The 23,794-nt window shown below is 41.3% G+C and carries 22 protein-coding genes; 15 read left to right on the top strand and 7 right to left on the bottom strand.

Annotated elements, in window-relative coordinates:
• The first annotated feature begins 34 nt into the window (after nt 1–34).
• Nucleotides 35–2,116: a DNA topoisomerase 3 gene (locus ABT996_RS05615; RefSeq protein ID WP_035447780.1), complete on the top strand. Its 2,082-nt coding sequence runs from the start codon at nt 35–37 to the stop codon at nt 2,114–2,116.
• A 63-nt stretch (nt 2,117–2,179) separates the two neighbouring features.
• On the opposite strand, the gene ABT996_RS05610 is transcribed toward ABT996_RS05615, so the two are convergent.
• Entirely contained in the window at nt 2,180–2,479 is a 300-nt protein-coding gene (locus ABT996_RS05610; protein ID WP_035447782.1) for a DUF454 family protein, read from the bottom strand.
• Between the two features lie 132 nt (nt 2,480–2,611).
• Between ABT996_RS05610 and ABT996_RS05605 the strand changes: the two genes are divergently transcribed.
• Both ABT996_RS05605 and ABT996_RS05600 read left to right on the top strand, forming a co-directional pair.
• Nucleotides 2,612–4,807, top strand: coding sequence for an ATP-dependent DNA helicase (locus ABT996_RS05605; protein ID WP_035447784.1), 2,196 nt, complete (start codon nt 2,612–2,614; stop codon nt 4,805–4,807).
• A gap of 84 nt (nt 4,808–4,891) precedes the next feature.
• Entirely contained in the window at nt 4,892–6,067 is a 1,176-nt protein-coding gene (locus ABT996_RS05600; RefSeq protein ID WP_035447786.1) for an SAM-dependent methyltransferase, read from the top strand.
• 36 nt (nt 6,068–6,103) lie between these two features.
• Here ABT996_RS05600 and ABT996_RS05595 read toward each other — a convergent pair whose 3' ends face one another.
• Nucleotides 6,104–6,715 (bottom strand): DedA family protein, encoded by a 612-nt coding sequence (locus tag ABT996_RS05595; protein WP_010688137.1) that lies wholly within the window; start codon nt 6,713–6,715, stop codon nt 6,104–6,106.
• A 201-nt stretch (nt 6,716–6,916) separates the two neighbouring features.
• Entirely contained in the window at nt 6,917–7,765 is an 849-nt protein-coding gene (locus ABT996_RS05590) for an undecaprenyl-diphosphate phosphatase (RefSeq protein ID WP_010688136.1), read from the bottom strand.
• A gap of 162 nt (nt 7,766–7,927) precedes the next feature.
• On the opposite strand from ABT996_RS05590, the gene ABT996_RS05585 reads away from it, so the two are divergent.
• From ABT996_RS05585 to ABT996_RS05540, 10 genes are all read left to right on the top strand, one after another.
• Nucleotides 7,928–8,374 carry a CopY/TcrY family copper transport repressor gene (locus ABT996_RS05585; protein WP_010688135.1) on the top strand — a complete coding sequence of 149 codons (447 nt, stop codon included), beginning with the start codon at nt 7,928–7,930 and terminating at the stop codon, nt 8,372–8,374.
• 98 nt (nt 8,375–8,472) lie between these two features.
• Nucleotides 8,473–8,916 (top strand): universal stress protein, encoded by a 444-nt coding sequence (locus tag ABT996_RS05580; protein WP_010688134.1) that lies wholly within the window; start codon nt 8,473–8,475, stop codon nt 8,914–8,916.
• Between the two features lie 180 nt (nt 8,917–9,096).
• A complete protein-coding gene (locus ABT996_RS05575) occupies nt 9,097–9,621 on the top strand; it encodes a TetR/AcrR family transcriptional regulator (protein ID WP_010688133.1) in 525 nt (174 codons plus the stop codon).
• A 217-nt stretch (nt 9,622–9,838) separates the two neighbouring features.
• On the top strand, nt 9,839–10,282 hold the full coding sequence (locus tag ABT996_RS05570; RefSeq protein ID WP_035447788.1) for a MarR family winged helix-turn-helix transcriptional regulator: 444 nt from the start codon (nt 9,839–9,841) through the stop codon (nt 10,280–10,282).
• Between the two features lie 264 nt (nt 10,283–10,546).
• On the top strand, nt 10,547–11,938 hold the full coding sequence (locus tag ABT996_RS05565) for a flavocytochrome c (protein WP_035447791.1): 1,392 nt from the start codon (nt 10,547–10,549) through the stop codon (nt 11,936–11,938).
• A gap of 156 nt (nt 11,939–12,094) precedes the next feature.
• Nucleotides 12,095–13,834, top strand: coding sequence for a putative glycosyltransferase family protein (locus tag ABT996_RS05560; RefSeq protein WP_225361413.1), 1,740 nt, complete (start codon nt 12,095–12,097; stop codon nt 13,832–13,834).
• Nucleotides 13,800–14,324: a dihydrofolate reductase family protein gene (locus ABT996_RS05555; protein ID WP_035447793.1), complete on the top strand. Its 525-nt coding sequence runs from the start codon at nt 13,800–13,802 to the stop codon at nt 14,322–14,324. The genes ABT996_RS05560 and ABT996_RS05555 overlap by 35 nt, the downstream gene beginning before the upstream one ends.
• A 22-nt stretch (nt 14,325–14,346) precedes the next feature.
• Nucleotides 14,347–15,120: a TIGR02452 family protein gene (locus ABT996_RS05550; RefSeq protein ID WP_035447795.1), complete on the top strand. Its 774-nt coding sequence runs from the start codon at nt 14,347–14,349 to the stop codon at nt 15,118–15,120.
• A gap of 156 nt (nt 15,121–15,276) precedes the next feature.
• Nucleotides 15,277–17,010 carry an ABC transporter ATP-binding protein gene (locus ABT996_RS05545; protein ID WP_035447798.1) on the top strand — a complete coding sequence of 578 codons (1,734 nt, stop codon included), beginning with the start codon at nt 15,277–15,279 and terminating at the stop codon, nt 17,008–17,010.
• Nucleotides 17,011–17,036: 26 nt separating this feature from the next.
• A complete protein-coding gene (locus ABT996_RS05540) occupies nt 17,037–18,851 on the top strand; it encodes an ABC transporter ATP-binding protein (protein WP_035447857.1) in 1,815 nt (604 codons plus the stop codon).
• Nucleotides 18,852–18,986: 135 nt separating this feature from the next.
• Here ABT996_RS05540 and ABT996_RS05535 read toward each other — a convergent pair whose 3' ends face one another.
• The 4 genes from ABT996_RS05535 to ABT996_RS05520 form a co-directional block, all read right to left on the bottom strand.
• Nucleotides 18,987–19,892, bottom strand: a complete 906-nt coding sequence (locus ABT996_RS05535; RefSeq protein WP_035447800.1) for a glycine betaine ABC transporter substrate-binding protein — start codon at nt 19,890–19,892, stop codon at nt 18,987–18,989.
• A gap of 13 nt (nt 19,893–19,905) precedes the next feature.
• The gene (locus ABT996_RS05530) at nt 19,906–20,742 is read right to left on the bottom strand and encodes an ABC transporter permease (protein WP_010688124.1); all 837 of its coding nucleotides are present in this window, start codon (nt 20,740–20,742) and stop codon (nt 19,906–19,908) included.
• Nucleotides 20,742–21,935: a quaternary amine ABC transporter ATP-binding protein gene (locus ABT996_RS05525; RefSeq protein ID WP_035447802.1), complete on the bottom strand. Its 1,194-nt coding sequence runs from the start codon at nt 21,933–21,935 to the stop codon at nt 20,742–20,744. Before ABT996_RS05525 ends, ABT996_RS05530 begins: the two co-directional genes overlap by 1 nt.
• A gap of 292 nt (nt 21,936–22,227) precedes the next feature.
• Nucleotides 22,228–22,365 carry a hypothetical protein gene (locus tag ABT996_RS05520; RefSeq protein WP_004051144.1) on the bottom strand — a complete coding sequence of 46 codons (138 nt, stop codon included), beginning with the start codon at nt 22,363–22,365 and terminating at the stop codon, nt 22,228–22,230.
• 159 nt (nt 22,366–22,524) lie between these two features.
• On the opposite strand from ABT996_RS05520, the gene ABT996_RS05515 reads away from it, so the two are divergent.
• A complete protein-coding gene (locus ABT996_RS05515) occupies nt 22,525–22,959 on the top strand; it encodes a GNAT family N-acetyltransferase (RefSeq protein ID WP_010688122.1) in 435 nt (144 codons plus the stop codon).
• Nucleotides 22,960–23,227: 268 nt separating this feature from the next.
• The gene (locus ABT996_RS05510; RefSeq protein ID WP_010688121.1) at nt 23,228–23,785 is read left to right on the top strand and encodes a LemA family protein; all 558 of its coding nucleotides are present in this window, start codon (nt 23,228–23,230) and stop codon (nt 23,783–23,785) included.
• Nucleotides 23,786–23,794: the final 9 nt, after the last annotated feature.

Genomic DNA, 23,794 nt, shown 5'->3' with positions numbered 1-23,794 from the left:
TAATAAAAATTATCAAACTTAAAGGAAGAAAAATATGAAACGATTAGTGTTGGCAGAAAAACCAAGTGTTGCCCGTGATCTGAGCAAGATCTTGGGCGCAGACCAAAAGCACAAGAATTATTATGAAGGTAAAAATTATGTTGTTACTTGGGCGCTTGGTCACTTGTTGACTTTGAAGATGCCGGAAGATTTAAAAAATGAATGGCAAACTTGGCAAATGGAAACTTTGCCAATGATCCCTAAGTATATCGGGACCAAGCCATTACCTAAAACGCGAGCCCAATTAAAAGCGATCGCTAACTTAGCTAAACGAAAAGATATCTCAGAAGCGATCATCGCTACCGATGCTGGGCGTGAGGGTGAGTTAGTGGCGCGCTGGATCTTGGAATATATTCGTTTCAATAAGCCAGTCAAGCGTTTATGGATATCTTCACAAACTAATAAAGCGATCAAAGAAGGCTTTGCTTCACTAAAGCCAGCTAAAGCTTACGATGATCTTTATTATTCGGCCTTGGCCCGGGCTAAAGCTGATTGGCTGATCGGGTTGAATGTGACGCGTGCTTTAACGGTCAAGTACCAGGATAATTTATCGGCGGGGCGGGTCCAAACGCCAACTTTAGCTTTAGTGGCTAAGCAAGAAGAGAAGATCAGCAAATTTATCCCGCAAAAATATTTTACGATCAGTCTTGAAGTTGCCGGTCAAAGAGCAACACGGGTCCAAAAAGATCCGCATGCATTAAAGGAGCGCAAAGAAGCAGATGAACTCGTCAAAAAGATGAGTTCTCAAAATGGTAAAGTCGAACAGATCACGGCTAAAGATAAGACGATCCCTGCACCTTTACCATACGATCTAACAGAATTACAGCGCGTTGCCAACGAAAAGTACGGCTATTCCGCTAAAAAGACCTTGTCATTAGTCCAAAGTTTATATGAAGTGCATAAGATCGTATCTTATCCTCGGACTGATAGTAAATATCTATCTAATGACTTAAAGGCGACATTAAAAGATCGATTACATGCGATCGCAGGGCTATTTCCGGAAGCTAAACAATATGCGGTCAAGGGCGCAAAAGTCGTTCAAAATAAAGCTTTTAACGACGCTAAGGTGACAGACCACCATGCCTTGATCCCAACGGAACAGTTACCACAGTATAATAAGCTCAGCAGTGATGAACATCGGATCTATACTTTGATCGCCGAAAGATTTATAGGTTTATTTGCAGCACCTCACAAAGAACGCCAAGAAAAGATCGTATTTGCTTTTGGTAAGGAACGCTTTAAACTGACCCAAACAAAAGTCATTGAAGCTGGCTGGAAAAAGAACACGACACCAGAAAAGGCAGCTGCTAAGTTTAGCGAAGGTATGCAAGTTGCGCCACATTTCACGGTCAAAGAAGCCTTAACGACCCCACCTAAGCCTTTGAGTGAAGGTTCACTGCTAACTCAAATGGAGCGCTATAGTTTAGGGACACCGGCAACACGAGCTGAGATCATCGAAAAATTAGTCAAATCGGAACTGATGGAGCGGACTAACAACAGTTTACGAGTGACTAAAAAAGGCCAACAATTGCTGGAATTAGTCAATGAAGAGCTCGTTAGCCCACAATTGACTGAAAAGTGGGAACAACAACTCGAACAGATCGCTAAGGGAAATTATGATGGCAAAAAATTCTTACGCGAGATCGAAGCTGATACTAAACGTTTGGTTCGTGAAGTGAAGAACAGTCAACAAAAATATCAGGACTTTTCATTGACCAAGAAAAAATGTCCTAAATGTGGTGCCTTTTTGAAGGAAAAGAAGGTCCGGGACGGTAAATTGCTGGTCTGCACCAGTGAAAATTGTGATTACAAGCGCCGAGCTGAGGCAAAAGTCTCCAATCATCGCTGCCCAGTCTGTCATAAGAAGATGTTGATCATCAGTGGCAAGAACGGTGATTATTTCAGATGTAAATATGATGGGACGACTGAAAAATTAACTGGGGGCAAAAAGAAGAACAAGAAGATGACCAAACACGAAGAAAGACGGCTGCTAAAGAAGATCAATCAAGATGATGAACCACAAGAAAGTGCACTAGCTCAAGCTCTAAAAGCTGCGTTAGGTGACAATAACGCTTAAAATAAATAACGCCCATAAGTAACGCAAACTGCAAGAGTCGACGTTGCTTGTGGGCGTTAATCATTAATTTTTCGCGAGTAATAAGAATTTTAGCCAAAGGACTTGATACCAAGTTTGCTTGATATGTTCTGATCTAGCCTCGGCTTCAGCTATTTTTTCGTCCAGAAATTTTTGGAGTTTACGGTAGATCTTAGTATTCACCATCCAGTTGTGGAAGCGCAGTGAAAACTTAGAGAGGCTGAAAAAGCCTAAAATAAAGAAGGGCACTTGGGGGACAACTGGAAGTAAGATTCCGATCACTCCAAAGATAAAACTAATGATCGCAAGAAGCAACCATAAAAAGCGTTTAATGTGTTTGAACATCGAATCCATCCTTTCTTAGCTGTGTGCAATGTATTCCCTTTCTTGACTGTTTAGAAAAGCATAACACAGAATTTTTTATTTGTCTGTAAAAGTAATATAAATTTTTATTAAGACTTTGAAGGTGGTGATAAGATGCTTAAGAAAACAATAAAAAAAACATACCAAGTAGCATGTGAAGCAATGCGCCAAAAGCAATACCAAAAGGCGCGCTTTTATTTTGATGAGGTCCGGCAAAGTGAACCGACATATCGTTCGGTCAACTACTTTTTAGCTAAATGTGCATTTGTGCTCAATGAAGCTGAGGAAAATATTTATCCCTTAGTCAAAGCCCATTTAGCCACAGAGACAACTAAAAATCGTGAGGCAGCTTATCAGTTAGCGTTAAAAACAGCAGTCAAGTTCAAAAATGAGACCCAGTTAGCTGAATTTTTAGAGCAAGCAAAAATCGATGCGGTCACCAAACTGGAGCCTTTTGCTGAAATCTTGACTAAGTGGACCGGCAAAGCCCCCACGCATATGCGCTTTAAATTTATTCAGTTTGCTAAAAATAAGACCCCGATCGCTAAAACTTCTCATCCCAAATATCGGACGTATAAATTTTTTATCAACGGGATGAGTGAGCTCCAAAAACAACGCTTTGCGGCTGGGAAATGGCAAGAATTAGCGGTCACGAAGCCTAAATTCCTAGAGTTCAAAGGCTACATGTCGTGTTCGATCAGGGATGAACGGACGTATTATCGTAAATATCTACCGAAGTTTCCCGATCTTTTTTTGCGTTCGGTTTTCAATGATCATCTGGAAGAAGACGAGTTCTTCAAGTCAAAATGGGAACGATCCCGCGTATTTTCACTCTTACAGATCCCAGCTTTTGACCGGCCTAAGATCACTGAATTACTGGAGTTAAATGATCTTTTGGATGAAACAGCTGACCGGCATTTAAAAGGGTGCGATGATCTCGTCTATTTAAAGCAGGTAGGTGAAGTCTTGCCCGAAAGTCAAGCGGCTGACCTTTCAGAATTAAATTTGCTCAAGGAATTTGGCTATTTATGCAAGCAGAATTGTGGTCATACGTTACATTTAGTGGATAAATGCCAATATGAACGTAACTTTAGTCAGTTATTGGGCCAGCACTCGCGGCGTAAATTACCCTTAGTTCATCCGCCTAAAACTTATCGTCCGACTAAAGAGCAATTTGCTTTCTTAAAGTGGCTCGCGCAAAATAAGCACGTCATCATCAATTTACTAGGTGTTGGGGGTTCGGGAAAAACTTACACTTTGGGCCAGATCCTTGATCCTAAAAAGACTTTAGCCTTAGCCCCGACACATAAGGCACGGCTGAATTTAGCGCAACACGGTTTCTTTAACAATGATACTTTGCAGCATGTGATCTATGAGATCGAAAATGGTAATGAAGAACTGGTGAATGATTATGAAGTGATCATTATCGATGAGGTATCAATGGCGCCTCTGGAATTACTAGCTAAATTGACCCAGACTTTTAGTACGAAAGTCCGTTATCTGTTGGTCGGAGATGAAAAACAGTTACCGCCAGTCTCACAAGACGAAGACGCATTGAGTGTTTGTGGTGATCCCATGGCCTTGATAAAAGCTAGGGGAGCATGCTTTTATTTTAGAGCTAATCTGCGCTGTAAAGATAAAGCCACGGGTGAGTTGATCGCTGCTTGTCGGGCTGGCGACATCAGGTATTTAGCCCGCAGTCAGGCATTTAAGACGGCAACTGGTAAAGAAATGGTCTTAGCCAAATATCAACACGAAGCTTTGGAAGAGTGTATGATCTTGGCTTATCGCAATAAGACGGTTGGTTTGATCAATCAGCAATTTTACCGCATTTTATCAAAGGGTAAGCAAAAAGTTGTGCCATTTTACTTTCAAAATGGGCTTGGTCGGGGTGGCTTTTTTATCGGGGCAAAAGTCGTTTTCTATCATAACGATGACAGTTTTCAAAATTACGGCTACACGAATAGTGAATTTGGTGAGGTCATAGGACTTGAGCTCAAAAATGATGATGAAGATAGCACGGTAACAGTCCAAACTGAAGTCGGAAAGTATAAGTTGCCCCTGTATCGGGCTAAAAAAGATCTTCTCTTAGCGTACGCCTTAACGATCCACAAAGCTCAAGGTAGTGGATCTAAGCGAGTCTACGTCCTAGAACCAGAAGATCAGGGTCTGGCGTATACAGCGGTCTCACGGGCTAAGCAGGAATTGTTTTTTGTTGGGGTCACACGAACGCAACTCTTGGAAGGAGTGCAGACAGAGACTCCGAAAAAGAAAAACTTGCTAAATTTTATGGATGATAAAAATAAATAGATCTATTTGCTTACAATTTAGTAAAGACTAGTGCTAGAATGTACTTGTTACTATATTTATTTTTAGAAGGGCGGCGGAATTTAGATGTTTAATAATTTCTTGTTAAAAAAAGTGCTCGAACATTCATTCAATATTCCAGTACAAGTGACTTATGCCAATGGTAAGACAGAACGGTACGGAGATGGTGAACCGCAAGTAAAAATAACCTTCCACCGAGATTTTTCGATGCGAGAGTTAGTTCATAATGCTTCATTGACTTTAGGTGAAGCATATATGGATAAAGAGATTGAAATCGAAGGCTCGATCCAAGACTTGATAACCTCAGCCTATGAATCAGCTGATAGCTTTTTGAACAATAATAAGCTCAAACACTTTTTACCCAAACAATCACATACTGAGCGAAAAAGTAAGTCAGATGTGCAAAGCCATTACGATATCGGTAATGATTTTTATCGTTTGTGGCTCGATAAGACACTGACCTATTCGTGTGCCTATTTCGAGCGACCACAAGATACGCTGGAAGAAGCACAACTAAATAAAGTGCATCATATCATCAATAAGTTAGACCCTAAACCCGGGAAAACTTTGCTTGATATCGGTTGCGGGTGGGGCACTTTGATGCTGACTGCTTGTAAAGAATACGATCTAAATGTTGTTGGGATCACGTTGAGTAAGGAACAATACGATCTAGTTAACGAACGGATCAAAGCTGAAGGCCTCGAAGATCGGGCTAAAGTCATTTTGGAAGACTACCGTGAGCTCAAACATGAACCATTTGACTATATCACTAGTGTAGGGATGTTTGAACATGTCGGTAAGGAAAATCTAGGTGAATATTTCCAAAAGATCTCCGAATATTTAAAGCCAAACGGCGCAGCTTTGATCCACGGGATCACACGGCAACAGGGTGGTGCAGTCAATGCGTGGATCGATAAATATATCTTCCCAGGTGGTTATGTCCCTGGTTTGACTGAAAATATCGAACATATCATTGATGCAGGGATGCAAGTGGCTGATATTGAAACTTTGCGGCGTCATTACCAAAAGACTTTGGAATTATGGGATCAAAATTTCCGCCGGGCACTACCTGAGATCAAAAAAATCGAAGATGAACGTTTTATTCGCATGTGGGATCTGTATCTGCAAGCTTGTGCAGCTTCATTTGAATCGGGCAACATCGATGTGATCCAGTACTTGATCTCGAAAGGACCAAGTGGTAGCAATTTACCAATGACACGTGAATATATGTATCAAGCATAAAAAATAGGAGATCACGTAGCAATGATCTCCATTTTTTTATGCTTTTTTACGATTAAAGAAGTAAAAGCCACCGCCTACAAATGCGAGGGCTAAGACGATCACGGTCGCTAACGAATAGGTCTCGATCATGGCAACGATCTGAGGCCAAGCTGAACCAGCCATACGACCAACGATGATCAAGACGGTATTCCAGATCAAAGTACCAAGCGTCGTCAAAATGATAAAACTTGTAAATTTGTAATGGGTCATACCTGCAGGAACGGAGATCAAAGAGCGAACTACGGGGACGAATCTGCCAAAGAATAAGGCTAAGACGCCATTTTTTTGGAAGAAATTAGTCGCTTTATTTAGATCCTCTGCTTTGAAACGCAATGTTTGGCCAATTTTACCGTTTAAGATCTTTTCAAGGCGTTCGACAGATAAGAAATGGCCCACCGCATATAAGATCACTGCCCCTAAAACGGCACCGATCGTAGCTGCGGTGATCGCACCTAAAACATTTAGGCCGGCAGTCAGAGTCAAAAATCCGGTAAATGTCAAAACGACTTCTGAAGGGATCGGGGGAAAAATATTTTCAAGGGCGATCAGCAGTGCGATCCCGAGATACCCATACTGTCCGATAAGTTCGGTCAAAACTGTTGTGTCCATTAAAATTCTCCTCTTAAGTTAGTAAATATGATTCTACTGGAGACGCTCCAAAAAGACAACTGAATTAAGCAAATTCATATCAAATTTTGAAATTCCTTAAAAAATAATGGCTACTACTTTTAAAGTAAGACATACAAATAAGGCCCCACCACACTGTATCGTGGTAGAGCCTTGTTTTGTATCGGTAAATATTCAATAAAGTTATTTTACAAACCAGAAATAGGCAATGACCAAAAGTCCTAAGATGATGCGATACCACCCGAAAGCTTTGAAAGTATGCTTTTTGATATATTGCATCAAGAACTTGATCGCAATGATCGAAGTGATGAAGGCTGTGACTAGACCAACAACTAAGATCCAAATTTCTAAAGGTGTAAAGCTAAACCCAAATTTTACTAATTTGAATAGCGCAGCCCCAAACATGACCGGAATTGCCAAGAAGAAAGTAAATTCAGTCGCAACTGTCCGCGAAACACCCAAGATCAAAGCCCCTACGATCGTGGCCCCTGAACGAGATGTCCCGGGAAATACGGCTGCAATCAATTGGAAAAAGCCGATCAAAACTACGGTATAATACGAAAGTTCAGCGATCGAGGTGATCTTAGGTTGCTTATTTTTATGTATATCTTCGATCAAAATAAAAGCAATACCAAAAACGATCAAGGCGATAGCTACGCAGGTCGGGTTATAAAAGAGACGTTCAAAAGTATCATTGAAAGCTACACCGATGATCCCAGCAGGTAAACAAGCAATGAAGATCTTGAGCCACATGACCATGATATCTTTGTCGACATAACGCCAGATACCTTGAGCATGTGCGCTTTTATCGGCTTGGTGGAACGGCCAGATCTTGTGCCAGTAGATCACAACTACGGCTAAGATCGCCCCAAGTTGGATCACCACTTCAAACATGCTGTAAAAATCTTCTGAGACACCAAGTTGGACAAATTGATCAAGTAAGATCATATGTCCAGTACTGCTGATCGGCAACCATTCGGTGATCCCTTCAACGACCCCGAATAAGAAAGCCTTTAAGAGTTCAAGTAACATTTAGTGAAAATTCCTTTCTCAGTATTAAGAATCTTATTCATTATAAGATAAGTTTTTTTAAGTGACAAGTAGAGTAATTTTTAGAGGCAGCTAAGAGTTAAAACAAGGGGATATTACGCGTACGTGGTATAATTATAGTTAGTAAAGTGACAGGGTGATCAAATGACAGAACAAATCGAAATCAGTAACGCTGAGTGGGAAGTAATGCGTGTGATCTGGACCTTGGGGCAAGCAACTAGTCGCCAGTTGATCGAGATCATGGAAGTAAAGCAAAACTGGAAACCAGCAACGACTAAAACTCTTTTAGGCCGGTTAGTCGCTAAAGATGTACTTGAAACTAAAAAAGAAGGGCGTGGCTTTATCTATTCGCCTTTAGTCCAAGAACAAGCAACGATCGATGCCCAGTTGATGCAAAATTTTAGCAATATTTGTCAGATGCATGTGGGCAAGACTTTAGCTTATTTAGTGGAAAATCTCAATTTAACGCAGGGTGATATCGCTAAAATAACTGCCAAACTTGAAGATAAAAAAAGTAGTGCACCCGAGAAATTGGAGTGTGACTGTATTCCGGCAGAATTTCATCGAGTAGGTTGCCAACAATGTAAATGAATTTATCTTATTTAGGAGCGTCTAATTTATTCTTTCGGATATTAAAAAATGTGTTATACTAAGAACGTTAAAAAATATTTATAGTTAGGATGGTTGATATGGACAAAGAACCGATCAAAAACATCAAAAAGATCCTCGTTGGGGTCGATGATTCTGAAGATGCGCAGCTTGCTTTTCGGGTGGCGATGCGTCGGGCCTTGGATCTAGATGCTACTTTATGCATCACTTCGATCCTTGAATCAGATGAGATGAACGTTTTCCAAGCCTTGAGTGCCGATTACATTCATGGTGAACGTAAGGAATTGGAAAAGCACGTTGAAAATTACCGCAAGATCGCACTTCAAGCTGGGATCAAACGGGTCGAAGTCGTAATTGCTGAAGGTGACGCTGGTGAAACTATCATCAAGCGTGTCATTCCGAAAGTTGAACCTGATCTATTGATCATTGGGGCGCTTTCCAAGAAGGGTGTCAAGAAGTTCTTTGGCTCCCAAGCAGCTTATATGGCAAAAAATGCACCGATCTCTGTATTAGTGGTGCGTTAAGAAAAGCGGCAAAAGAGGCTACAGTAAAGATCTAAAAGCAGTTTGGGTTTTTGCTGTTGCCTTTTTTACTTGGATGTGTACTTGAATTACTGCAGGCTCCATTATATTATTTAATAAGGCAAAAAAGGAAAGCTACCTTTTTGATATGCTAATGATAAGATAAGGATAAAGGTTAGATCTATGAGTAAGAGTCAAGTGAGAAAAAAAGACGCCCTTGCGCAAGCTTTATTAGCTCTTTTGCATCATGAGGCAGTCGAAAAGATAACAGTCGATCAACTTTGCCGGGAAGCAAATGTGCACCGGAGTACATTTTATCGCTATTTTCAAGATAAGTACGATCTATTGCATTATGTTTTTCAAACGATCTGGTTGGAACAGATCGATGAGAATAATGTTGTTGATTCGATGATCGAAATGATCGTTCACGATAAGGATATTTTCCGGAATATTTCGATCAACAATAGCAACAATTCCTTATATGCGCTCATGATCGATATGGTTGCTGAACAGATCTTAGAAGCAAGTTTAAATAATCGTTTGCATAATATTCTTTGGATAGAAGAAACGGTGCTCAATGCAACTGACCAAAAATTAGCCGCAGATATGATAGCTGGTGCCTTTTTAACATTGCTGTTCAAATGGGTCGACAGTAACTATCAAATGAGTTCAACCGAGCTGAGTGACTTTATCAAACACTTGCATTGATTTTTTTGAAGAAATAAATTTATCATAATCTTTTACTTTAATTTTAGAATAGTGTACAATGTAATTGCTATTAGTATGGTGGAAACTATACTATCTACGAGGGGTGTGTCATGCCTTCCTTTACAGCAAGCGAGCGCATGGCAGTAGATTAGCGTGTCAGATTTTATTGCTAAGCTTACGAGTTTCAGCGCTCATTGATTTAGAGGGGGTTAACGTAATGAGTTCATTACAAAAAATGACGACTAACTTATGCCAAGTTTTGCGCTTGCACGAGTATCGTAATAGCAACATGCCAGGTTTGGAAAAACTCGGTGCGATCGATATTTACTATTTGGAAGCGATCTATCAGTTGAAAGATCCAACCATCGGGACGATCTCAAAACTGTTGGGACAATCGACTCCAAATACGAACTATCACATCAAAAAGTTGCTTGAGCTTGGTTTGATTCAAAAAAGGCTAGATGATGTAGACCATCGTGTAACACATCTTTCTGTGACCGATAAATATCACGAAGCATTGGAATCCAATTCCGAATTTTGGAAACTTTTACAAAACCGTTTAGAAGAAACAGTTTCAGTTCGTGATATGGCTGTTTTTCAACGTATCTTACGTCAATTAGTCGAGGTTTTGTCTGAAGAAACAACACTAAATGATTTTTAAAGGGAAAAGCTTGGATCAAAAATAAAATAAGATGAAGTGTAGTTTGCGATTTGAACTACACTTTTTTTGTGTTTTACAATAAAATAGAATTAGCGCAAAGAAACCAGTAGTGGCTGACTGATATTCACTAGGAAGAGAAATGTGGGGTGGATATTTAGTGGGGAGTATTGTGTGTTACTGGTAAGCGAGATTTAGAAAGGAAAAACTATATTCTTTCTAGTTATGAACTACATAATTCCGCATTTTGTATAGTTATGATAAAGCGTGGCTGAAAAATTTAAATTTACTCCAAGTGCACCAAGTGACTTAAAGGAACAGTATGATGTTGTGATCATCGGTTCAGGTGGAGCTGGACTGGTCAGTGCTCTTCAAGCACGAGAATTAGGTCTAAGACCGGTTATTTTAGAGAAGATGCCTACAGTTGGGGGCAACACTATGCGAGCATCTTCAGGCATGAATGCAGCTGAAACGAACATTCAGTTGCGTGAAGGGATCGTGGATAGCTTTGCTGAATTTTATCAAGAGACCTACCAAGGTGGGGGGCGCTTAAATGATCCAGAATTATTGAACTATTTCACGACGCATAGTGGGCAAGCAATCGATTGGTTACGTTCACATGGGATCATCTTAAATGACTTGACGATCACTGGAGGAATGAAGAAAAAACGCGCCCATCGGCCTAAGAGTACTGCCCCGATCGGAGCTTTTTTAGTCAATAATCTCTTGTGGTTGTTAGACCAAGTCGGAGTTCCTATCTTTACCCAAGCAACAGTCACAGAGCTGTTAAAAGACGATGCTGGTAAGATCAAAGGGGTAAATGTCCAAGTTGCGGGTGAGCCCAAAACGATCTTTGCCCCAGCAGTCATCTTGGCAACGGGCGGTTTTGGTGCTTCCAAGCAATTGCTCAAACGCTATCGTCCCGATCTTTTGGCTTACAAGACGACTAATCATGTCGGCGCGACTGGGGATGGGATCATTTTAGCAGAGCATATTGGAGCGCAAGTATTACAGATGGAAATGATCCAGATCCATCCGACCGTGCAACAAGATACACCACATACCTACTTGATCGGTGAAGCTGTGCGGGGGGAAGGTGCGATCTTAGTTGATCAACAAGGCGTTCGTTTCACTAATGAGCTAGGGACGCGGAAAGTTGTTTCCGAACAGATCACAGCGTTACCTGAGCAAGCTGCCTATTTGATCTTTGATCAGGGTGTCAAAGAACGGGTCAAAGCGATCGATTTTTACGCTAGCAAGGGTTTGGTCGTCAGTGCGGCTACCCCAATTGAGCTAGCACAAAAGCTTCAGCTAGACCCAACTGTTTTGGCAGATACCTTGATCCAATGGAATACAGCAGTCGAAACCAAGCGGGATGTTAAATTTGGTCGAACAACAGGGATGCAACGCAAGCTAGAAAAAGCTCCTTATTATGCGATCCACGTTGCTCCTGCGATCCATTACACGATGGGGGGCTTACACATCAACGAAAAAGCTCAAGTTTTAGATCAATCGGGTAATATCATGGCAGGACTCTTTGCTGCCGGCGAGGTAACAGGCGGATTGCATGGTAATAATCGGATCGGTGGCAACTCGATCGCTGAAACAGTGGTGTTTGGGCGCCAAGCAGGTCAACAAGCAGCGGTCTATTTGGCCTAAATTCAAATAAAAGTTTAAATTTAAGCAACAGTTTAGTTAAACTGTTGTTTTTTTACGTTTAATTTCAAAAAGAGTGTATAATAAATTATGAAAATAAATTAGTTAAAAAATAGAGATATTTTTATCATTTTATTGAAAGAGGTTCTTCAAGTGAAGATGTCTAAATTAATGCGTTCAAGGTTATTTATCGCGTTAGTTATTGTGATCGGTGCGCTCGTCTTAGTTTTACCACAAGTGTTGGCTCATAAAATGCTTTTGGGATCAGATTCGATCTTCCACTATAATCGTTTTTATGAAGCAGCAATGCAGTTAAAAGAAGGGAATTTCCACCACTTTATTACAATGTATAGCTTTCAGCAGTCGGGGCGGATCATCAATGCGCTTTATGGGCCGGTGGTCGCTTATTTCAATGGAGCTTTGTTGTTGGTGGGCAAGACTTGGTTCAACTACCAAATTCTCTCTGATATTGCTGTTTATTTATTAGCTGGTGGGTCGATGTATGCCCTTTTGCGGAAATGCAAACTTAGGGTGAGTTATAGTTTAGGCTTAGCGCTTTTTTACTTAACAACATATGCGGTCCAGTACTGGACGCTATCCCAGGCATTTTCCGGTTGGGCTGCTGCCTTATTGCCACTATGTTTGTTGCCACTAGTGACCTTTATCGTCGAAAAGCGGGTCAATGTTTTAGAATTGGCTTTATGCACGGCTTTGATGTTTCAGATCCACTTTTTGACAAGTTTATTTGTCGTCATGGCTTACCTTCCCGCCTTTATCTATGCTTTCATCAAAACGCCTGAACGTATTAAATTATTACAACATATGGCTCTAGCAATTGGGTTATTTTTCTTGTTGACAACTAATATTTGGGCTGGTTTAGTCGAGGTCTACTTTGGAAATACTGTTTTACAACCATTTATCAATAAAAATATTTATGGAACAGCTGTCTCCTTGAGTGTTTATCGATTATCAAATTGGCTCGCACCGTTTGGGATCGTTATCTTGGGTGGGCTGCAAATTATCCTGTTGCTCGTATTTTGGAAAAAGATCTCCACTTTAAATAAGATCGTGTCGCTAGAAGCCTTGCTCTTTTTGATCCTGTCATCGCGGTTATTACCTTGGAAATGGTTGAGTCAGACCTTTGAATTTGTCAATATCTTACAGTTCCCATTTCGCTTCTTTGTCCCTTACACGGTGCTCTTGCTCATGTCGCTAGGTTTATTTGCGACTGAACTAAAGATAAATGGATGGGTGGTGATCGGTGCGTTAGCCGTATTAGTTACCTGTTCTTTTGTTCAAACTATCCAAGCGCTTGAGCAGAGTTTAGCGATGTGGGATGAGCCTGAAGAATTTATGTATCAAAAAAATACAACCTATTTCACCGATGATACCCAGCAGATCAAGCAAGCGTTCTTTAGTAAGGATCTTGCTTTAGGCCTGTACTATGTTCAAAAATCGACGCCTGATTATTTACCGCTTTACACCAAGTTGACCGATCAAGATGAGATCCATGGTTACCGGCATTATCGCAAACAAGTGATCATGCAAGAACAAAAATTTACCAAAACGGCTACTAAGGATGCTTTGGTCTATCAATGGGATGCTGCCGAAGCTAAAGAGATCATTGTGCCTGCAATCGGATATAAAAACACCAAAGTTGTGCTAAATGGAAAAACTTTGACAGATGCTCAATTTGGACATACACGGATCGGCGCGCTAAAATTAAGACAAGAGCGGGGACATAATCGGTTAGAGATCTCCTATATTCCAGCTAAAACAACGGTCGTATTTTTAGTGTTACCAACCTTTGTTTGGTTGGGGTGTTTAGGGATCGTAATTAAACGTAAAGGATATAGCAGAGAAGATGACGCGAAATTTAATTATCTCAGTGCTCGTTAGTCTGGATGGCTACATTGCAGATGAGCAAGGAAGTGTTTTAGCTTTAGAACGATTTTATCGAGATCATTTACCTGCGGGGGTGGTAGATTGGCGAGTTCCCCCGGATTTTGATACAGTTTTGGTGGGAAAGAATACCTATAAGTGTTACTACCATAGTTTATTGAATATGACGCAAAAAGAAGTGATCGTTTTTTCACATACCCCATTAGCAGGACTGGGAGCTAATATGCGGTGTTTTTCAGGTGATGTGATCTCTTTGATCACACAATTGCGGGCCAATGAAGGGAAAAATATTTGGCTCTTTGGCGGCGGAGATCTGATCGACCAGGTTGTCTGTGGCGACCTAGTAGATCAGATCAGGTTAGTCACCTTGCCCCTCAATTTGACTAAGGGGATCGCCTTGTTCAATACGACTCATCAAGCTCCTAAAGTCAATTTACAAAGCCTAGAGACAAAATACGAAATGTCATATTCGATTTGGACCAAATAACGGTAAAAAAGAGGTGGATGAGATGGATAAATCAACAAGTGACGCGCTTGAGCATAAAGCGATGAATCTCTATCAGATCCAGATGCCGAGTTTAAAGCAAAAATCACAGTTGATCACACGACTTTTACCGGAAACGAGGACGCAAAATAGCTTTATTACGCAGATCTTGGTTGAAAATAAGCATTTGTTGTCACGTTTACAACAGATAAATACAACTAAAAAAGTTGGTGTAATGGACTTTGCTGATCCGGTTTTGATCGGAAGTCGGTTATTGCAAACTGATAGCCAAGAGCGCTTATTGTGTCGAAATAGTTTTTTATATCCGGAATTATATAAGTATCGGCGTAACTTTTATTATAGAAATAAACTCGATCCAAAGAAGGGGTTTTATTCAGAAGCACTGATCTATGTTGAACATGTCAAATTTTTGCGGGATGCTAAGCAAGACAAGATCTTGGCACAGGCCCGCTATGCTGATGTGGCGGCGATCAGTCCGCCAAATATTCACCAGATAACTGAATTATTAGGCCAAAAGCCAGATCAAAAGCAGCTTCAACTGAGCGTGCAAAATAAGATCTTACAAACACTTCGCGCTTTTAAACAAGCGCAAGCAACTGTTCTTATTTTAGGTGCTTTTGGGTGTGGTGCTGCAGGAAATGATCCTAAGATGGTCGCGCAAAGTTTCCGTTCGTGTTTAAAGCGAGCGGAATTTGATGGAGCCTTTGAACAGATATATTTTGATATTTGGCAAGATCCGGCTACATTAGCGGAATTTCAACGAGCTTTTGCAGCTTAGAAGGGTAGGTGATGATGTAAGTCATTGCTTACCCTTTTTAGCTATTTTTCTTAATAATTGTTATAAAATCGATTATATCTGTAAAGTAAGTTGACATTAAGGGGCGAGGGCGGTAAGATAACTATACAAATTTAATCTTGAGGAAGTGAAAATCGTATGTTTAAGTTAGTCAAAAAGCGCCTGTCAAAAGGTGCAGTTTTGGCAGCGGTATTCTTTTTATTTATTCAGGTCATCTGCGATCTGAATTTACCAGCTTTGACCTCAGATATGATCAATAATGGGGTTGCTAAGGGAGATACAGCTTATATTTGGAAGATCGGGCTTCAAATGTTATTGATTGCCGCAATTGGCTTAGTGGCAGCTGTGGGTAATGTCTACTTTGCCTCGACACAGGCACAAAAAACTGGGGCTAAGTTACGTGAAGCCGTTTTTCGCAAGGTATTGCAATTTAGTGGGCGCGAGATCGATCAATTTGGGACCTCCTCTTTGATCACACGGACGACCAATGATATTTTGCAGATCCAAAATGTGTTGATCATGTTGCTTAGAATGATGTTGATGGCACCTTTGATGCTGATCGGGGCTAGTTTTATGGCGTATCAAAGTGAAAAACGTTTGACGGGCGTCTTTTTAGTTTCGATCCCATTATTATTAGTGGCGATCGCGGTCATTATGTATTTTGCGGTTCCTTTATTCAAAGGCCTGCAAAAAAAGATCGACCGGATCAACTTGACTTTCAGAGAAGGTTTGACTGGGGTGCGGGTCATTCGGGCTTTCCGCCGGGATGATTTTGAACAAAAACGTTTTGATGATGCTAATAAAGATTATACGAACACGGGGATCAAAGTTTTTAGTATCGTATCCTTGATGTTTCCGATCATGACTTTGATCTTAAGCGGAACGAACATGGGTATCGTTTGGTTTGGGGCTAAATTGATCGGCAACCAAGAAATGGGTGTCGGTAATTTAGTTTCATTTATGACTTACGCCAGCATGATCTTATTTAGCTTTATGATGTTGTCGATGGTCTTTGTTTTTATCCCCCGTGGTCAAGCGGCGGCTGCGCGGATCAATGAAGTTTTGGAGATGCCACTCTCGATCGTCGAAACAACTGGTGATCAAGTGATCGATCAAAATAAACCGAGTCATTTGCTCTTTGATAATGTCAGTTTTCGCTATGAAAATGCCGAAAATCTCGCTTTAGAAAATGTGTCATTTTCGGCTAAAGCAGGGCAGATGTTAGCTGTGATCGGGGGGACTGGTTCGGGTAAATCGACCTTAGTCAACTTGATCCCACGGTTATATGATCCGACAGCAGGGCAGATCACCTTAAATGAAACGCCGATCACAGAAGTGGCCCAAAGTGATCTGCATGAGCATGTGTCATTTGTACAGCAAAAAGCCGTGCTCTTTAAGGGAACGATCCGAAGCAATTTGCAGTTTGGCAATGAAACAGCGACGGATGAAGAGATGTGGCATGCTTTAGAATTAGCGCAAGCCAAGGGATTCGTCTCTGAACTACCAGATGGTTTAGATGCTCAGGTAGAACAGGGTGGCGACAACTTCTCTGGGGGGCAAAAGCAACGGTTAGCGATCGCTCGTGCTTTGATGAAAAAAGCTGCGGTCTACGTATTTGACGATTCTTTTTCAGCGCTTGATTTTAAGACAGATGCTAAATTACGTGAAGGTTTGAAAAACGATCCTGAGATCCAAAAGAGTGTACTAGTGATCGTGGCCCAACGTGTGTCAACAGTTACCGCTGCTGATGAGATCATCGTTTTGGATGAAGGTAAAGTAGTTGGTCAAGGGACACATGATGAGCTAGTCGAAAACAACCAGACTTATCAAGAGATCGTTGAGTCACAATTAAAGAAGGGAGATGAGCACTAGTGCACGGACATGGTACAAAAGATCCGATGAATCGGAAAGCTAAGAATTTTTGGAAGACGACTTTTAGATTGATCAAGTATATGGATCCATGGAAGTGGGGCCTGCTTTTGGTGATCATCTTTGCGATCAGTTCTGTCATTTTCCAAACGGTCACGCCAAAGATCTTAGGTCAAGCCACGACAGAGATCTTCAATGGAGTTTTATTGGGCTATAGGCAGATGAAAGCTGGACAACATTTGACCAGTTTGCCGATCGATTTCGATGCGATCAAACACATATTATTGATCGTCGGAAGCTTTTATGCGATCGCAGCTGTTTTGAGTTTTGCCCAACAGCTGATCATGGCCAATATTTCCCAAAAGATCGTTTACCGTTTGCGTAAAGATCTTAAAGAAAAAATGCAGCGTTTGCCGATCTCATACTATGATACTCACTCGAATGGGGATATCATGTCACGTGCGGTCAACGATATGGATAATATCGGGGGAACGCTTCAACAGAGTTTGACACAGCTAGTGACTAGTTCGGTGACTTTTATCGCTGTTTTGATCATGATGCTTTCGATCAGTTGGAAATTGACCCTGATCGCTTGTATCACGATCCCACTGGGGTTAGTCACAGTTGCAGTCGTTGCTCCACGTTCACAAAAGCATTTTGCAGCGCAACAAAAGAGCTTGGGCCAGTTGAATAACTTTGTCGAAGAAGATTATGCGGGCCATACAGTCGTTAAGACTTTCAACAAGGCCGATGATATGATCGCTGAATTTGAAGCTGAAAATGAGCGCTACTACAAGGCTTCATGGAAGGCACAATTTATTTCCGGGCTGATCATGCCACTGATGAACCTTGTTAAAAATATCGGTTATGTGCTAGTTGCCGTTGTTGGTGGGATCCAAGTCTCAAATGGTACGATCACATTAGGTAACGTGCAAGCTTTCTTGCAATACGTCAACCAATTCACCCAGCCGATCACGCAATTAGCTAACTTAGCCAATACGATCCAAGCAACGATCGTCTCGGCTGAACGGATCTTTGAAGTTTTAGATGAACCTGAGATGCATCCCGCTACCGAAACAAAGCCAGATATTCAAACCAATGCCAAACTTGAATTTGATCACGTTAAATTTGGCTACACCGATGATAAGATCTTGATGGATGATTTTAGTTTCAAGGCAATGCCGGGACAAAAAATCGCGATCGTTGGTCCAACTGGGGCCGGTAAGACGACTCTGATCAATTTGCTTGAGCGTTTTTATGATATCAATGATGGTGCGATCCGTTTGGATGGAAAAGATACACGTAAATTCACGCGTGAAGATCTACGGGGACATTTTTCAATGGTGTTACAAGATACTTGGCTCTTTACGGGAACGATCTATGACAATATCAAGTATGGTCGTGAGAATGCTACTAAAGAAGATGTCATTCGAGCAGCCAAGGCAGCCCACGTTGATGCCTTTGTCCGCCAACTTCCTGAAGGCTATGATACGGTCTTAAATGAAGAAGCATCCAATATTTCCCAAGGACAACGGCAATTGATCACGATCGCCCGCGCCTTTTTGGCTGATCCTGAGATCTTGATCTTAGATGAAGCTACGAGTTCAGTCGATACCCGGACTGAAGTGTTGATCCAACAAGCGATGGAACGTCTACTACAGGCCCGTACGAGCTTTGTGGTCGCCCACCGCTTGTCCACGATCAAAGATGCCGATAATATCATCGTGATGGATCACGGCTCGATCGTTGAAACTGGTGATCATCAAGCCTTGATGGCTAAAGGTGGCTTCTACGCTGATCTGTACAACAGCCAATTTGCTGATGAGATCGCAGCTCAAAGTTAAAAATAAGTAATCGATAACGTCTAGTGAGAGTCATATCCACTGGGCGTTATTTTTGTTGATAACAAAGAGGGCCCAGCCACGATGCAAAACATCATGGCGGGCCCCCTTGTTATTCAAACGGTGTTGCACACACTACTATTTATTTTTTAGATCAGAGATAGAATTGATACTTGTCATGTAAGTGGGAACGGCTAAACCAGTTTTAGCACCTTTCAAGTTAGTTCTAACATCAATGTATTTTCCCTTAAAATGCTCAGCATAGGCATCATGGGTCACAGGTAGCCAAGCACTTAAAGAAGCATCAGCAGCACCTGTGGCTACAGCAGTCCACATCGGTTGCGCGTCCATCGAGCGAATGTTGACTTTATAGCCACGGCTTTCTAAGGCAGCTTTAGCGACATTAGCACTTGCGATCTCGGAGTCCCAGGCAACATAGGCTAAGGTCACCGTTTTGCCATTGCCTTCAGGAACGTTTTTGAGCCAAGCCTTTAATTGATCGGGATGCTTTTTGAGATAGTTTTTAGCAGCTTGAGCAGGATCGACCCCATCATTTATTTGCAACATGACTTGGGCTAATTGATCTGAAGTCCAGTTGAAGTTTTCTAAAAATTGATAAAGACCTGGTTGCTCTTTTTTGAGACCCAAGCGGGCGATCGTGTGGATCCCTTCGCTTTCACCATAAACTTTTTTAGGGTCATCTAGGAATTTTAGGTCATACTTGGTAAACATCCAATGAGGGACCCAACCAGTGATCACGATCGGTTGCTTATTTTTGATCGCTTTATCTAAAACACTCGTCATGGCAGCGGTCGAACTGGTTTGTAACTGCCAGTTTTTTTGCGTTAGTCCGTATTTTTCTAATGCAGTTTGGGTGTTACCCATCACACCAGCCCCAGCATCGATCCCGGTGACTGTATAGTTTACCTGGGGGCCGAGTGCTTTAGTAGCGTCGTACTTAGCTTGCGTCGAGCTGCTACAACCACTCAGGATAAAGGCCCCAAGTAAGATCACAGGTAATAGTATTTTTTTTAAATATTTCATACATTAGCCCTCCTTACTTATTTTGGAGAGATTGGCTCAAACGATCTAAGATGATCGCTAAGATAACGATCGCTAACCCAGCAGTAAAACCAGCCCCGGCATTATTACGACCAACAGCAAAGTATACTTTAGTTCCTAAACCTAAAGCCCCGATCATTGAGGCGATCACGACCATCGATAGCGATAACATCAAGGATTGAGTTACCCCAGACATGATCGTATTTTTAGCTAAAGGTAATTGCAGTTTGAATAATTTTTGCCAAGCAGTCGAGCCGTAAGAATCAGCGGCCTCGATCAGATCGGCTGGAACTTGACGGATACCTAGATCAGTCATACGAACTGTCGGTGGCATCGCAAAGATAACCGAGGCGATGACTCCAGGCACTGTCCCGATCCCAAAGAAAGCAACTGCAGGGATCAGGTAGACAAAGGCGGGCATCGTCTGCATAAAGTCTAAGATCGGTTGGACGATCGCTTTGACGGTTTTATTTTTAGCCATCCAAATTCCAAGGGGGATCCCAAAGAAATAGACGATCACACATGAAGTTAAAACTAAAGTCAAAGTTTGTGTCATATCACGCCAGTAACCCATGTTCCAAATAAACAGTAGGCCGACTAACTCGAGACTCAGTAAGCCCCATTTCTTTTGATCACGGCGTAAGTAATAAGTTACTAATAACAGTAATAGGATAAAGAGCCAAACTGGGAAAAGGTCAAAGAACCATTGAAAAGCATTTGCGATCATCGAAATAAAGTTTGAGATCGCATCAAAAAATCCGGTAAATTTGGCTAAGTAGTCAACCCCTGAGTTGACCCAATCTTCAAGTGGTAATTTTGGAATATTAAACATTAAGCATCAACCTCGTTTCCTGAAAGTGCAGCCAAGACAGCGCCACGAATGATGATCCCGCGGAGGCGCTGGTGGTCATCTAAGACAGCAAATGGGATCGTAGTTGTTGAAATATCGGCCAAAAGATCAGTTAAGACTGTATCAAGTGTAGTAGTTGGAACATCTGTCTGAATAACATCGTAAAGGTCTGTTTTGCCCGCTTTAAGGCATTGAGACACATCTTGGGCAGAAGCGATGCCTTTAAAGCGATATTTGCTATCGACGAGATAAATTGAAGAAGTGTGATTTTCGCGCATTTCGCGAAGAGCGGTCCGAGGACCAGCTTTTTCGATGTTGACCATTGCGGGACTGATCATCACATTTTCAGCCGTCAAGATCCGACTGCGATCAACATCTTCAATAAATTTTTCAACATAGTCATCGGCAGGTGAAGTTAAGATCTCTTCGGGGGTGCCGACTTGAACGAGTTTAGCGTTGCGCATGATCATGATATGATTCCCTAATTTTAAAGCTTCATTCAGATCATGACTGATAAAGACGATGGTTTTGTTTAACTCGGCTTGGATCCGTAAAAGTTCGTCTTGCATTTCCTTACGGTTCAAAGGATCAAGGGCGGAGAAAGCTTCGTCCATCAATAAGACTTGTGCATCACTGGCAAGCGCCCGAGCAAGGCCAACACGTTGTTGCATCCCACCGGATAATTGGTCAGGATATTGTTCACCATAGCCCTTAAGGCCGACTAATTCAAGTGCGTGCTGGGCTTTTTTTAGTCGCTCTTCTTTAGATACATTTTTGATTTCAAGTCCATAAGCAACATTTTCAAGCACTGTATAGTGTGGAAAAAGAGCAAAGTCTTGGAAGACCATACTCATTTTATTACGTCTAAAATCAAGTAGTTCTTTTTTGGTCAATTTAGTGAGATCTTGACCGTCAACGATGATCTGGCCTGAGGTAGTTGGGATCAACTGGTTTAACATCCGTAAAACAGTTGATTTACCACTCCCAGAGAGTCCCATGATCACAAAAATCTCACCTTTTTCGATTTGGAAAGAGACACGGTCGACCCCGACCGTAGCTCCGGTTTTCTTTAAAATTTCTTCTTTACTTAAACCTTGGACAGCTAATTTTTCAGCTTTTTCAACTTGGCGCCCAAATATTTTGCTGACATTTCTTACGTCGATTTCGACTGTCATGTAATCTTCCTTTCTGTTTTTTAAGTATTTGCGCAGAAAAACGATATAAAAACCTTAGCATATACGCAAAAAACATGCAAATTGTGAAAATCTTTGACAACCGCTTTCTTAAGCTTAACAATGGGGGCTAGAAAAATCTGAAATTCTTCCGAAGAAAATGAATAATGATTTAATTTTATGACAGATCGAGCGACAAAAAAGTGAGTTTTGCGGGAAGATAAAACTCAAAAAAATTTCATAAAAAAAGCACCTGCCAAAAACAGGTGCTAGCGCTGTGAATATCTAACGGTAATTAGCCGCGTAGGTGTTCAGCATCAGAATCAAGTTTTGCAAAGCCTGAGCCAGCTGCTGGCTTAGGTTGTTTAGCACGGGCTTCCATTGCTTTACGTGCCATAGCCTTGCGTTCTTCTTTACTTAGTTTCTTAGCCATAATCCTTCGCCTCTTTCCGTAAAATGCTCCACAAAGCGGTGAAATCATTTCACAACTACATTATAGTTCTATTTCAAATTAGTTCAAGCAAAAGCTACTACTTGAATAATGGAATAAGTTTAGCTAAAATAAAGCAAAATTATTGATGGAGTGGACAATATGGAGATCAAAAGTAGTAATTCACTTGAAAGTTCAGTCTATAAAGATGCATTAGCTCTTAGAAAAGAAGTATTTATCATGGAGCAAGGTGTGAGTTTAGAACTTGAAGTCGCAGGCGAAAAAGGACCATTATATTTTACAGGTTATTTAGATGAGCTCCCTGTCGCTACGGCACGAGCCTTTGAAGAAGAGCCAGGTGTTTGGCATATTCAGCGTGTTGCTGTAAAAAAAGAACATCGTGGTCAAGGCCTAGCTAGTGAGTTGTTGAATGGTATCGAAGTGAGCGCACGTGACCATAAGATAAACACTTTGACTTTAGGGGCACAGGACCAGGCGCAAGCTTTCTATAAAAAATTAGGCTATCAAGTGGTCGGAGAAGGCTTTATGGAGGCTGGTATCGCCCATCATAGGATGGATAAGTCTCTATTATCTTAACAAACTCTTAACTTGAATCGCTATTTGATATAGGGTAAAATTAAAATATGCGATGAGTCGAGATAGACCAGGCAACATTTTGTTGTTTCGCTGCGGCGACTAGTGGTCAGTGTCGATAGCAGGGCACATTTAGCTACCGGATGTAGCGTGCTTGAATGGTCTACATTGTGGAGTGTGGCCTTCTATTCAGCAATGAATACTGCGCTAGCCGAGAGTGATTGGGTTCACCCTTGGCTTTTTTTGTAAAGAGATTTAAGGAGGAAATTTTATGGCTTTGATCGTTTTAGTCGTGATCGTCTTATTGTTAGCCGTTGTTTATATCACACTTTATAACGGCTTGCAAAAGGCAAAAGTTTACACAGAAGAATCTTGGAGTCAGATCGATGTTCAATTGAAACGCCGTAATGACTTGATCCCTAACTTGGTTGAAACAACTAAGGGCTATGCTAAGCATGAAAAGGAGACCTTTGCTGAGGTCGTTAAATTGCGGAATCAATTAGTTGCGATCCCAGATGGTGACCATCAAGCTAAGATGGAAGTCTCTAATCAATTATCAGATACATTGCGTTCTATTTTTGCATTATCTGAAAGCTATCCAGATCTAAAAGCAAATCAAGAATTTACTAAGTTGATGGAAGAATTGACAAATACTGAAAATAAGATCGCTTATTCACGTCAATTGTTCAACTCTTCGGCAGCTGCTTTTAACCAAAAGTTATTGACTTTCCCATCTAACTTGATCGCTAAGATCCATCATTTTACGAAAGTCGACTATCTTTCTGTTCCAGAAGAACAAAAGGAAGCGCCAAAAGTTTCATTTGATTAGAGGGATGCA

It is taken from the genome of Ligilactobacillus sp. RTP31139st1_D10_RTP31139_211217, from assembly GCF_040226755.1.
Taxonomy (GTDB): domain Bacteria; phylum Bacillota; class Bacilli; order Lactobacillales; family Lactobacillaceae; genus Ligilactobacillus; species Ligilactobacillus animalis.
This window is presented reverse-complemented; position numbering and strand designations above follow the sequence as displayed.